The following is a 12,581-nucleotide window of genomic DNA, read 5'->3' as shown; positions in this document are numbered from 1 at the left end:
GGAAACCTCCGGAAGACGTCGGATGCGAAGACGGTCAGGCGCCGAAGACCGCGTCGTACGGGCTCACGTCGCGGGCGATGCTGACTCCCTGGATGTGGGAGGTCTTGAGCATCGGGTAGTTGGCCTCGCCGAAGGCGCCGCCGGTGCGGCCGGTGCCGCCGTGGCTCGGCAGGTACGGCAGGAAGCCGATGTGGGAGTCGTTGACCTTCAGCAGACCGCCGTTGACCACCCGGCGCACGAAGGTCTCGATGACGTGGTCCGAGCGCGACCACAGGGAGTTGCGCAGCCCGTAGTCGTTGCTGTTGACGAACTGCAGGAAGGCCTCCAGCAGGGCGTCGTCGTTGTCCCGCTCGGGCACCACGATCGGGATCAGCGGGAAGAACGTCTCCTCGCGGACCACGTCGTACGTCCGGGCCCGGTCCAGGCCGTCCACCCGCACCACCGTCGGCTGCAGGAAGACACCCGTCTCCGACACCGTGCCGTCGACCTCGGTGCGGTTGCCGCCGGTGAGCAGCTCGGCGCCGTTGTCCAGCGCCTGGCGCAGCAGCCGGAAGAAGCGCTCGCTGCGCCTGACCGGCGACAGCAGCACGTCCTCCTCCTCGGGCAGGCCCGGCCTGATGCCCTTGACCTGCTCCTTCACCTCGGCGATCAGCGTATCGGCGATCTCCGGGTGGACCAGGACGTAGTTGGGCACCATGCAGATCTGCCCGGAGCCGTAGAACGACTCGGTGATGGCCTCGGCCGCCCACTTCACGTCGGCGTCCTTCCAGACCACGATGCCGTCGTTGCCGGCGAGTTCGAGGATCGGCTTCTTGCCGTGCGCCACGCAGCTCTGCTCGAAGCGCAGGCCCTCCTGGCTGCCGCCGATGTAGAAGATGTCGTCGATCAGCGGGTCGGCGATCCAGCGGTCCATGGTCTGCTTGGGGTTGGAGCACACCGCGTTCAGCACACCGGCCGGCGCGTCGATCTCCTCCAGCAGCGGGGCGACGATGTCCCGGAGCAACCACATGGTCGACAGCGCGATCGAGCGCGGCGCCCGCACCACCACGGCGTTGCCCGCCATCAGCGCCAGCACGCACAGGGCGGCGCTCGGCAGCGGGGCGTTCTGCGGCGGGTTGAAGGCGACGACGCCGTCCGGCTGGCGGTGCAGGATCAGCTTGCGGCCGTTGTACTCCTTCTCCACCCGCATCTGCTTCAGATACCAGCGCAGGGAGCCCGGGGCGTAGATCTGCAGCAGGCAGCTCAGCTCCCACCGGGCGAGCTTCACGGGGTGGGACTCGGCGACCAGCATCCGCAGGAACTCGTCCTGGTGCTTGATCAGTTCCTCGCGGAAGCGGGTGCCGAGCTGCATCCGCCGCTCCAGTGGAACGGCCGCCCAGTCGGGGGCGGCCGCGGCGGCCGCCTGGGAGGCCAGGTCGATCGCGGAGTCGTCCGCGATCGCGCAGCGCCCGACGACGTAGGGATGCTTGGCCGCCTCGGACTCCGGGTCCTGTTCGAGGGAGCGCTTCAGGCTGACGCTCGTGAAAACGTCTTCCAGCAGGGAGCGCCCGCTGACGGTGTAGACCCAGCCGTCGCCGGCCACGTCCTTGCCCGCGATGTAGAGGTCGTAACTCTTCAATCCGGAAGGTGCCTCAGCACTCTCCTCCTGCGTGGCTTCGCGAAGCATCTTCAGCCTTTCGGATATGGCGTGTGGATTTCTTGAAGCAATGCGAGCCTGACAGCGGAATCTGACCCGGCGCTGACACGTGACTGACCGCCCCGATCCGGCCAACCCGGCCGGCGTCCCGCTGTCAGCGGGGCGTCAGCCGGCGCTGCTTGCATGACCGCATGCCACCTGTCGACAGCACGATCGAGCGGTTGCGCGACCTGCCGCGCAGCGAACTCGCCGAAGAGATCGAGTCAATCGTCCTGGAGAAGTTCAGGGCGGTTCTGCTCATGGACGATTCCGAGGAACTCCCCTTCGACATCAGCTATTTCGATCTCGGCCTCACCTCGCTGCGGCTGACCGAGATACGGCAGAGCCTGGAGCAGCTCCTGGACCTGTCGATCAACGCCAACGTGCTCTTCAACGAGCCGACGGTCGCCCATCTCGTGGACCACCTGACCCAGGAAATCCAGGACGCTTGAGGAGTCGTTCCATGCCGCGTACGGAATCAGAGCAGGCGCCCGAGCCGGTCGCGATCGTCGGAATCGGTCTGCGGTTCCCCGGCGGCAGCGGCTCGCCCGACGAGTTCGACGCCTTCCTGCGGGAGGGCCGCAGCGGGATCGGGCCGATACCCCGGGACCGCTGGGACGTCGAGGCGTTCACGCCCGAGGGGCCCGACGACAAGGGCAAGATCATCGCCTCGGCCGGCGGGTTCCTCGACCGCATCGACCTGTTCGACGCCGGCTTCTTCAACATCAGCCCGAAGGAAGCCCGTTACATGGACCCCCAGCAGCGGCTGCTGCTGGAGACCGCCTGGCAGGCCCTGGAGCACGCCGGCATCGACCCGGCGCCGCTGCGCCGCGGCAACGGCGGCGTGTACATCGGCGCCAGCTCCATCGACTACGCCCTCGAACTGGACTCGCTGCCGTACGAGGAGCTGGACGGCCACCTCGCCTCCGGCATCACCATGTTCCCGCTGTCCGGCCGGCTGTCCTACTTCCTCGGCTGGCGCGGCCCGAGCATGAGCGTCGACACCGCCTGCTCCTCCTCGCTGGTCGCCCTGCACCTGGCCGTGCAGGCGCTGCGCGCCGGCGAGAGCGACATCGCGCTGTGCGGCGGCGTCAACGCCCTGCACCACCCGCGCATCCCGGTGATGTTCTCCAACGCCCAGATGCTCGCCCCGGACGGCCACTGCAAGACCTTCGACGAGGCCGCCGACGGCTACGCGCGTGCCGAGGGCTGCGGCATCGTCGTCCTCAAGCGGCTCTCCGACGCCCGGCGCGACGGCGACCGCGTGCTCGCCCTGGTGCGCGGCACGGCGGTCGGCCAGGACGGCGACAGCGCCGGCCTGACCGTGCCCAACGGCCCCGCCCAGGAGAAGGTCATCCGCAGCGCGCTGGCCGCCGCCCACCTCGGCCCCGAGGACATCTCCTACGTCGAGGCGCACGGCACCGGCACGCCGCTCGGCGACCCCATCGAGTTCGGCGCCATCGGCGACGTGTTCGTCGACTCCCACACCAAGGACCGGCCGGTGCTGGTCGGTTCGGTCAAGACCAACCTCGGGCACATGGAGCCGGCCTCCGGCATCGTCGGCGTCATCAAGACCGTGCTGCAGCTCCGCTCCGGCACGGTCTACCCGCACGTCAACCTCAACACCCCCTCGGGGCGCATCCCCTGGGACCTGTACCCGCTGCGGGTGCCCACCGAGTGCGAGCCCTGGCAGGCCGACGTCAAGCGGGGCGTCGTCAACAGCTTCGGCTTCGCCGGCACCATCGGCGCGGTCGTGCTGGAGGAGGCGCCGGAGCCGGCCGGGCGCGAGGAGTCCGCGCTCCCGCACGCCGCCCCCGTGTTCACCCTGTCCGCGAAGAGCGCCGGCGCCCTGCGCGAACAGGCCGACCGCTACCGGCGACTGCTCGAGGACGACCCGGACCTGCCGGTCGACGCCCTCGCGTACACCGCCAACGTCGCGCGCACCCACCACCCCTACCGCGTCGCCGCCCCGGTCGCCGACCGCGCCGCGCTCACCCGGCTGCTGGACCGGGCCGCCGAGGCCGAGCACGAGGGCCCCACCGGCATCCGCAAGACCGCCTTCATGTTCACCGGACAGGGCTCGCAGTACGCCGGCATGGGCGCCGCCCTCTACGAGGCGCTGCCCGTCTTCCGCGACCGCGTCGACGAGTGCGACCGCCTCTTCGCCGGCCACCTCGGCTGCTCGGTGCGCGAGCTGCTGCTCGGCACCGCGGCCGACCCGGAGGCCATCGACCGCACCGAGTACACCCAGCCGGCCCTGTTCACCCTGGAGTACGCCCTCGCCCAGCAGTGGATGGCCTGGGGGATACGCCCGAACGTGCTCATCGGGCACAGCATCGGCGAGGTCGTCGCGGCCGCCGTCGCCGGCCTGTTCACCCTGCCCGACGCCGTGAAGCTGGTCGCCGCCCGCGCCCGGCTGATGCAGGCGGTGCGCGCCGAGGGCGGCATGGCCGCGGTCGCCGCGCCCGCCGAGGAGGTCGCCCCGCTGCTGGAGGGCCGCGACGACCTGGCGCTGGCCGCGGTCAACGCCCCCGACCAGACCGTCGTCTCCGGCGCCACCGCCGCCCTCGACGAGGTCACCGCCGTCCTCGCCGGCCGGGGTTTCCGGGTGGACCGGCTCACCGTCTCGCACGCCTTCCACTCGCCGCTGATGGCGGAGGTCTACGACGACTTCCGGGCCGCCCTGGACGGCATCGCCTTCCACGAGCCGAAGATCAGCCTGATCTCCAACGTCACCGGTCGCCTGGCCCGCCTCCGGGAGATCGGCAACGCCGACTACTGGGTGCGGCACATCGGCGAGCCCGTCCGCTTCCTCGACGGCATCCGCGCCGTCGCCAAGCGCGGCCGGCACGCCCTGATCGAGGTCGGCCCGCAGGCCGCGCTCACCGCGCTCGCCCGCCGCGGCGTCACCGTCGAGGACCACCTGTGGCTGGCCAGCCTGCGCCGCCGCGACACCACCACGGGCACCACCCTGACCGCGCTCGCCGACTACTACGCCGCCGGGCTCGGCGTCTCCTGGCAGGGCTACCACGCCGGGTACGCCACCCCGGCCAAGGTGGACCTGCCCACGTACGCCTTCCAGCGCAAGCGCTACTGGCTGCCCTCCGTCACCCCCCGGCGGTCCGCCGCCGGCGGAAGCGCCCGGCACCTGCTGCTCGGCACCGAGGAGCGGTTCGCCAGCGGCGTGCGGGAGTTCACCGCGGAGTTCACCGCCGAGGAGCTCGGCGCGCTCGCCGACCTCGCCGACGGCGGCCGTGCCACCCTGCCCGCCGGCGCCTACGTCGACCTGCTGCTCGCCGGGCAGGACGCGGTCCAGGGCCACACCCGCTCCGCGATCCGCGACCTCAGGCTGCTCGCCCCGCTGGAGCTGCCCGCCGAGACCACCCTGACCCTGACCACCCGCTGGCGGCCGCGCCCCGCTGGCGGCGCCGACATCGAGGTGTTCAGCGTGGTCGGCGGCGAGGAGAACCCGCACGCCACCGCCGTGGTCGCCGCCGAACGCGAGGCGCTCGTCCCCGTCTCGGAACTGGCCGAGCTGGACGCCGCGCTGGCCCCGGCCGGGCAGCGCATCGACGACGAGGACATCTACACCGACCTCGCCTCCGTCGGCCGCCCCGCCGGCCCACGCATGCGGCTGCTCCAGCACGTCACCCGGCACGGTGACGGCGTCGTCACCGGCGAACTGACCGGCCGCGACGCCACCGCCGTCGAACACGTCCCGGCGGAGCTGCTGGAGGCCGCCGCCCAGGCGCTGGTCGTCCTCGACCCCGAGGGCCCGGTGTTCGTGCCCCGCGAGATCGCCTCCGTGCGGCATTTCCGCAAGCCGCGCGGCGAGGACCTGCGCGTCCTCGCCCGGATCCGCGGCGACCAGGACCGCCGCCTCGCCGACGTGCTGCTGCTGGAGAACGGCGACCCGGTCGCCGAACTCCTCGGCGTCCGGCTGGCCCGCCCCGAGGACCGCACCGGCCGCCGCCGCTTCCTGCACCGCCCCGAGTGGATCCGCCGGGCCCTGCCCGCCGGCGCCGCCGCGCCCGCCGAACGGCACGCCGTGCTGCTCGACCCGGCCGCCGGCCGCGCCGCCGAACTCGCCGGCGAGCCCGGTCTGAAGGTCACCTGGCTCGCCGACCCGACCGAGCTCAAGACCGTCCTCGAGGACCCGACCGTCACCGACATCGTCCGCGTCTGGCGCACCCGGCCCGGCGAGATGTCCGTGGCCCGGCTGCGCGCCGAGTGCGAGGACAACTACCGCGAACTGCTCGCCGTCGTCGGCGTGCTGGACGCGGCCGGCCTGTCCAGGCCGCCGCGGCTGTGGCTGGTCACCCAGGGCGCCCAGGCGCTGCCCGGCGACCCGGCGGGCGACGGCGGCCACCTCGCCGCCGCCACCCTGTGGGGCTTCGGGCGGGTGCTGCTCACCGAGTACCCGCAACTGCGCTCCACCCTGGTCGACCTCGCCCCGGGCAGCGGTCTGGCCCCGCTGCTCGAGGAGTGGCGCACCGAGCCGGCCGGCGAGTACCAGGTCGCCTACCGGTCCGGCCGCCGCTACGTCCGCCGGCTGCTCGCCGGTGACGAGGCGCTCGACTGGAGCGGCGACTTCGAACTGCGCGCCGCCGAGTCCGGCGACCTGTCCGACCTGGCGCTCGCCCCGGCCGCGGGCCGGGAGCCCGCCGGGGACGAGGTCCAGGTCCGGGTCCGCCTGGTGGGCCTGACCGCCGAGGACGCCCGCACCGCCTTGGACACCGGCCGCGCCGACCGCGAGGAGGACGCGGAGGAGGACGCCGGGGACACGCCGCCGCCCCTGCTCGGCCGCACCGCGCACGGCACGGTGCTGGCCGCCGGGGCGGGCACCGGCTTCGCGGCGGGCGACGAGGTCCTCGTCCGCCACGACGGCACCTTCCGCTCCACGCTCACCGTGCCCGCGACCGCCGTCGTGCACGCCCCGGCGCCCGCGGACGCGGCGGCCCGCTTCGGCCTCGACGAGACCGGCGAGGCGCTGCGCACCACCCTGGCCGACCCCGCCGGCCCGGTCTGGGTGTCCCTGCCCGAGGACCCGGCGGCCCGGCGGAGCGAGAGCGCCGAGCGGCAGCCGGCCGGCCTGCGCGACGACCGCACCTACCTCGTCACCGGCGGCCTCGGCGGCCTGGGCCTGGCCACCGCCCGCAAGCTGGCCGCGCTCGGCGCCCGGCACCTGACACTGGTCAGCCGCAGCGGCAAGCCCGCCCCCGAGGCCGCCGAGCTGCTCGCCGGCCTCGCCGAGGAGGCGGAGGTCGACATCGTCCGCGCCGACCTCGGCCGGGCCGAGGACGTCGCCCGGCTGGTGCGGCACATCGAGGGCGGACCGCACTCCCTCGGCGGCATCGTGCACGCCGCCGGCGGCTCCTACGACGAACGGCTGATCTCCGAACTCACCTGGGAGTCCATCGAGGACCAGCTCGAGGCGAAGGCGTACGGCGGCTGGCTGCTCCACGAGGCCACCGAACAGGCCTTCCCCGACCTGGAGTTCTTCGTCGTGTACTCCTCGGTCTCCTCGGTGCTCGGCGGCTTCGTCGCCCAGGGGCACTACGCCGCCGGCAACGCGGCCCTCGACGGCCTCGCCGACTGGCGCGCCCGCCGCGGCCTGCCCGGACTCGCCCTCAACTGGAGCTCCTGGTCCCGGGTCGGCATGTCCTCCCGCATGAACGACGTCCTCATCCAGGAGCTGGAGCGCGGCGGCGTCCACCTGTTCTCGCCGACCCGGGCCCTGAACACCCTGGTCAGCCTCTGGGACCGGCCGCGCAGCCAGCGCGTGGTGGGCGACTTCGACTGGGACCGCTACATGGCGGGCCGGGTCACCGGAGACCTGTTCTTCGACCGCCTGGCCCGCCGGGCCCTCGAGGAGGACGACGGCCTCGACGTCGCGGCGCTCGCCGCCCTGTCCCCGGCGGAACGCGCCACGGCCGTCACCGCCGTGGTCCGGGAGAAGGTCGCCGCCGTGCTGCACCTCGAGGAGGGCGACGAACTGGATCCGAACACCGAGTTCGTGTCGCTGGGCCTGGACTCGCTGATGGCCCAGCAGGTCAGGTCCGGTCTGGAGCAGGCCTTCCGGCTGCCCCTGCCGGCCTCCCTCACCCACGACCACCCGACGGTACGGCAGCTCGCCGGCTTCCTCGGCGAGCGGATCGGCCCGGCACCGGCCGCGTGACGGACGTTAAGGACGGACGACCATGACTGACATATCCAGTGGCATACCGAGGGAGCGCTGGACGCTCCACCACTCCGCCCGCGCCCACGCCGGCAGCCGCCCGGACCATCCGGCGATCGTCTGCGAGGGACGCGTCACCACCTACGAGAAGTTCCACCGGGAGAGCAACCGCGCCGCGCACGCCCTGCGCGCATGCGGTGTCCGGCGCGGCGACCGGATCGCCTACCTGGGCCGCGAGTCGGAGAACTACTACCTGGTGATGATCGCCTGTGCCAAGGCGGGCGCGGTCCTGGTACCGGTCAACTGGCGGCTCACGCCCAGCGAAGTGGACCACATCCTGCGCGACTCCGGCGCCGCCCTGATCTTCGTCGACGACGAGTTCTGGGACACCGTCGCCACCGTCCGCCACCAGCTGCGCGGACTGCGCAAGGTGATCCGGGTCGACGGCACCGACGCCGACGGCGAACCCGCCCGCGGCGCCGGACTGCCCGCCTGGGCCGCCGACCAGCCGGACACCGACCTCACCCCGGGCACCGGCCCGGACGACGCGGTCATCCAGATCTACACCAGCGGCACCACCGGTCTGCCCAAGGGCGCCGTCCTCGCCCACCGCAGCTTCTTCACCCTGCCGCACGCCAGCCGGGAGCGGGGCGTCGACTGGATCGACTGGCTGCCCGAGGACGTCGGCCTGATCTCCCTGCCGGGCTTCGGGGTCGCGGGCATCGGCTGGTTCCTGCACACCTTCAACGCCGGCGGCACCAACGTGATCATGCCGCAGTTCGACCCGCAGGAAGCGGTGCGGCTCATCCGCACCCACCGGGTGACCACGACCTTCGCCGCACCCGCCATGCTGCAGGCGATGGCGGCCGAACGCGGCGCGGGCCCCGAGGCGTTCACGTCCCTGCGCAAGATCGCCTACGGGGCGGCCCCGATGTCCGAGACGCTGCTCAAGCAGTGCCTGGAGACCTACGGCTGCGAGTTCGCGCAGATCTACGCCAGCACCGAGACCGGCAGCGTGGCGGTCTGCCTGCCGCCCGAGGCGCACCACCCCGGCAGCACCGTGCTCACCTCGGTCGGCAAACCCTGCCCGGGCAACGAGATCAAGGTGATCGGGCCGGACGGCGAGACCCTCCCGCCCGGCGCCATCGGGCAGATCTGCGTCCGCGCCCCCTCCCGGATGCTCGGCTACTGGAACCTGCCCGAGGCCACCGCCCGCACCCTGGTGGGGGAGTGGCTGCACATGGGCGACGCCGGCTACCTCGACGAGGACGGCTACCTCCACCTGTGCGACCGGATCAACGACACGATCATCGTCGCCGGGCAGAACATCTACCCCGCAGAGGTGGAGAAGGCGCTCGCCGCGCACCCGGCCGTCGCCGACGCCGCCGTGGTCGGACTGCCCGACGAGCGCTGGGGCGAGAGCGTGCACGCGGTCGTCGTCCTGCGGCCCGGCACGAAGGCCACCCCGCGCGAACTCCTGCTGTCCCTGCGCGGGCGGATCGCCGACTACAAGATCCCCGGCACCTACCACTTCGCCGAGTCCCTGCCCCGCAACCCCTCCGGCAAGATCCTGCGCCGCGCGGTCCGGGAACAGCTCGCCGCGCCGGCCCGGGACCCGCTCGCGAGCACCGTATGACACCGAACCGGCACCCCGTGCCCGAAAGGGACCTGACCATGAGCACCGAGCCCCTGCGGATCGGCATCCTCCTCCCCACCCGGGAACAGGCCATCAACGGCGCCTACGCGGCCGCTCCGTTGCTGGACTTCGCCCGCCAGGCGGAAGCGCTCGGCTTCGACTCGCTGTGGGCCGGGGACTCCCTCACCGCCCGCCCCCGCCTGGACCCGCTCGTCGTGCTGTCGGCCGCCGCCGCGGCCACCGAGCGCATCGCCGTCGGCACCGCCGCCCTCACCCCCGCCCTGCGCCACCCGCTGATCGGCGCCAACATGGCCGCGAGCCTCAGCCATGTCGCCGCCGGCCGGCTGATCCTCGGCCTCGGCTCCGGGTTCCCGATGCCCGAGACCGAGGAGGAGTTCGCCTCGGTCGGCGCCTCCTTCCAGGGCCGGGTGGGCCGCCTGGACGAGATCACCGCGCTGTGGCGCACCGCCTGGCGCTCCGGCGAGGACGGCGAACCCGCCGAGTTCCAGGGCCGGTTCTGGCAGGCCGAGCACCTCGACCGGCTGCCCTCCCCGGCCGTCGCCGGCGGCCCCCCGCTGTGGCTGGCCGGCAGCGACACCCCCAAGGTCCTCGCCCGCGCCGCCACCCGCTACGACGGCTGGCTGCCGTTCCTGCCCGACGTCGACGCCTACGGCCGCGCCCGCCGCCGTATCGCCGAACTCGCCGAGGAGGCCGGGCGCGGCGCCGGCGCCGTCACCCCCGCGCTGTACGCCACGGTCACCGTGAACAGCGACGAGTCGGCGGCCAGGGCCGAGCTGGAGCACTACATCAGCCACTACTACGGCCGGTCCCTGGACCAGATGCGGACCATCCAGGCCTACGCCTGGGGCAGCGCCGAGAAGTGCGCCGAGTGGCTCGGCGAGTACGTCCGGGCCGGGGCCCGGCACCTGGTCGTACGGATCGGATCCCTCGACCCCGAACCGCAGTTGAAGGAGATCGCCGAGGTGCTGCTGCCCGCGGTACGCGCCCTCGGCCCCACCGTTGGGAGCACCCAGTCGTGACCAGTGCCATCGCCGCCGTCGGCCAGGACATGTCCCGTGCGGGGCAGTGGTTCCACCCCGTCGAGCCCTCGCCCGACGCCTCGATCCGGCTGTTCATGCTGCCGCACGCGGGCAGCGGGGCCATCATCTACCGCGACTGGGAGCGCCTGCTGCCGCCCGACATCGCCCCGCAGGCGGTGACCCTGCCCGGCCGGCACAACCGCCGCGAGGAGCGGACGTACGAGGAGTTCGAGCCGCTGCTCGAGGCGCTGCACGAGGCCGTGCTCGACGACCTCGACGACCGGCCGTTCGCCTTCTTCGGACACTGCCTCGGCGCCCAGCTGGCGTTCCGGCTCACCATCCGCATGGAGGAGGAGGGCGGCCCCTCGCCCATCATGCTCGGCACCTCCGGCTGGTCCCCGCAGGGCTTCTTCAAGCCCACCGAGGAGCAGAGCCGGATGCCCGAGCCGGAGATGGTGGAGTGGATCAAGAAGCTGGGGTCCTTCCCGGCGGAGATCTACGACAACCCCGAGATGCTCGCCCTCGTGGTCCCGGCGCTCCGCGCCGACCTGCGCGTCGCCGCCGACCACGACGACGACGGCGCCGGCGTCGCGTGCCCGCTCGCCTCCTACGGCGGCCGCTCCGACCCGCTGCAGGAGCACCCGGACGCCATGTCCCACTGGGCCGGGCGCACCCCGGCCTACCTGGGCCACAACGAGTACCCGGGCGGCCACTTCTACATCGACACCCACGCCCAGTCCGTCACCGCCCACTTCGCACACCGGCTGCAGCGCATCGCCGCGACCCAGCCCGCCTGATCCCCCTTCTCGGCGGCGGCCGACCGGGCCGGCCGCCGCCGCACGCGCTCGGAGCGAGCCGCGCCGGCGCCCCGAGAAGCGAAAGAGAGAGACACATGAGACTTCCCTCCGACCTGTACATAGCCTCGGCCGCGGCCTGGGTGCCCGGCGCGCGTCCGCTGGCCGACGCCGTCGCCGAAGGCCGCGTCGACGCGGAGCACCGGCACCTCGGCTACGAGTCGATCGCGGTGGCCGAGGGCGTCTCGGGCCCCGAGATGGCGGTGCGCGCGGGGCGGCTGGCGCTCGAGCGGGCCGGCACCGACGGCCACGAGGTCGGCCTGGTCCTGCACTCCTCGTGCGGCTACCAGGGCCACGAGATGTGGCCTGCGGCGTCGTACGTCGCCAACGAGACCGTGGGCCGTTCGGCGGCCGGCTTCGACGTCCAGCAGCGCTGCAACGCCGGGCTCGGCTCGGTGTGGCTCGCCGCCGGGCAGATCACGGCCGGTTTCACCGAGTCGGTGCTGCTGACCACCGGGGACAACTTCGCGGCGCCGTGGGTGGACCGCTGGAACCTCCAGCTCAACTTCATCTTCGCCGACGGCGGCAGCGCGCTGCTGCTGTCCGGGCGCGGCGGCTTCGCCCGGGTGGTCTCCCTGCGCGTGGGCGCGGACAACTCGCTGGAGCGCTGGAACCGGGGTCTGGAGCCGTTCGGCACCACGCCCGGCAGGGACCTGCCGCTGCGGCTGCGCGAACGCGGCGTCCAGCACGCCCTCACCCCGGAGGCGGAGGGCTCCTGGGAGCGCTTCGAGGCCGGTCTGCTGGACACCACGACACGGGCCCTCGCCGACGCCGGCGTCACCAACGAGGACATCGCCCGGGCCGTCGTACCGCACATCCACCGTGGCGAGTCCCCGGAGAACTACGAGCTCCTCGGTTTCGCCGAGAAGCAGAGCACCTGGGAGCTGGGCCGCCGGGTGGGCCACATGGGCGCAGGCGACCAGTTCCTCGGCCTCGAACACCTCGTCACGCAGCGGGCCGTGGGCCCGGGCGACCTGGTGCTGCTGGTGGCAGCCGGCGAGGGCTTCAGCTTCTCCGCCGCCGTGGTCGAGATCCTCGACGTCCCCGACTGGCAGTAGCCGGTGCCCCTCCCGCGGCCCGCCCGGCCGGCGCGTCAGCGCCGTGTCAGCGGGTTGCGGGACAGTGGCCGTCCGACGCACACGGGAGACCGCCGCCGTCCGCGCGCGCGGGCAGGCAGGGCATGCCACCCCCCTCACCC

The 12,581-nt window shown here is 73.2% G+C and carries 7 protein-coding genes; 6 read left to right on the top strand and 1 reads right to left on the bottom strand.

Features of this window, described 5'->3' with window-relative positions; translation table 11 throughout:
* Positions 1 to 34: 34 nt before the first annotated feature.
* Positions 35 to 1,666 carry an aldehyde dehydrogenase family protein gene (locus ACFQ9Z_RS07905; protein ID WP_383012525.1) on the bottom strand — a complete coding sequence of 544 codons (1,632 nt, stop codon included), beginning with the start codon at positions 1,664 to 1,666 and terminating at the stop codon, positions 35 to 37.
* A gap of 161 nt (positions 1,667 to 1,827) precedes the next feature.
* Here ACFQ9Z_RS07905 and ACFQ9Z_RS07900 point away from each other — a divergent pair, with 161 nt between their 5' ends.
* From ACFQ9Z_RS07900 to ACFQ9Z_RS07875, 6 genes are all read left to right on the top strand, one after another.
* Positions 1,828 to 2,127: an acyl carrier protein gene (locus ACFQ9Z_RS07900; protein ID WP_383012522.1), complete on the top strand. Its 300-nt coding sequence runs from the start codon at positions 1,828 to 1,830 to the stop codon at positions 2,125 to 2,127.
* A gap of 11 nt (positions 2,128 to 2,138) precedes the next feature.
* On the top strand, positions 2,139 to 7,853 hold the full coding sequence (locus ACFQ9Z_RS07895) for an SDR family NAD(P)-dependent oxidoreductase (RefSeq protein ID WP_383012519.1): 5,715 nt from the start codon (positions 2,139 to 2,141) through the stop codon (positions 7,851 to 7,853).
* A 22-nt stretch (positions 7,854 to 7,875) separates the two neighbouring features.
* Positions 7,876 to 9,489 carry a fatty acid--CoA ligase gene (locus tag ACFQ9Z_RS07890; protein ID WP_383012516.1) on the top strand — a complete coding sequence of 538 codons (1,614 nt, stop codon included), beginning with the start codon at positions 7,876 to 7,878 and terminating at the stop codon, positions 9,487 to 9,489.
* A 38-nt stretch (positions 9,490 to 9,527) separates the two neighbouring features.
* Positions 9,528 to 10,529, top strand: coding sequence for an LLM class flavin-dependent oxidoreductase (locus tag ACFQ9Z_RS07885; RefSeq protein WP_383012513.1), 1,002 nt, complete (start codon positions 9,528 to 9,530; stop codon positions 10,527 to 10,529).
* 29 nt (positions 10,530 to 10,558) lie between these two features.
* Positions 10,559 to 11,326 (top strand): thioesterase II family protein, encoded by a 768-nt coding sequence (locus ACFQ9Z_RS07880; RefSeq protein ID WP_383013117.1) that lies wholly within the window; start codon positions 10,559 to 10,561, stop codon positions 11,324 to 11,326.
* A 95-nt stretch (positions 11,327 to 11,421) separates the two neighbouring features.
* On the top strand, positions 11,422 to 12,441 hold the full coding sequence (locus tag ACFQ9Z_RS07875; protein ID WP_383012510.1) for a ketoacyl-ACP synthase III family protein: 1,020 nt from the start codon (positions 11,422 to 11,424) through the stop codon (positions 12,439 to 12,441).
* The last annotated feature ends 140 nt before the right edge of the window (positions 12,442 to 12,581 follow it).

This window comes from Streptomyces sp. NPDC056580, assembly GCF_042793175.1.
Classification (GTDB): Bacteria; Actinomycetota; Actinomycetes; order Streptomycetales; family Streptomycetaceae; genus Streptomyces.
This window is presented reverse-complemented; position numbering and strand designations above follow the sequence as displayed.

Coding starts and splice junctions, on each gene's coding strand:
- ACFQ9Z_RS07890 (WP_383012516.1), top strand. CDS start 7,876: ATGACTGACATATCCAGTGGCATACCGAGGGAGCGCTGGACGCTCCAC.
- ACFQ9Z_RS07875 (WP_383012510.1), top strand. CDS start 11,422: ATGAGACTTCCCTCCGACCTGTACATAGCCTCGGCCGCGGCCTGGGTG.
- ACFQ9Z_RS07880 (WP_383013117.1), top strand. CDS start 10,559: ATGTCCCGTGCGGGGCAGTGGTTCCACCCCGTCGAGCCCTCGCCCGAC.
- ACFQ9Z_RS07885 (WP_383012513.1), top strand. CDS start 9,528: ATGAGCACCGAGCCCCTGCGGATCGGCATCCTCCTCCCCACCCGGGAA.
- ACFQ9Z_RS07895 (WP_383012519.1), top strand. CDS start 2,139: ATGCCGCGTACGGAATCAGAGCAGGCGCCCGAGCCGGTCGCGATCGTC.
- ACFQ9Z_RS07900 (WP_383012522.1), top strand. CDS start 1,828: ATGCCACCTGTCGACAGCACGATCGAGCGGTTGCGCGACCTGCCGCGC.
- ACFQ9Z_RS07905 (WP_383012525.1), bottom strand. CDS start 1,666: ATGCTTCGCGAAGCCACGCAGGAGGAGAGTGCTGAGGCACCTTCCGGA.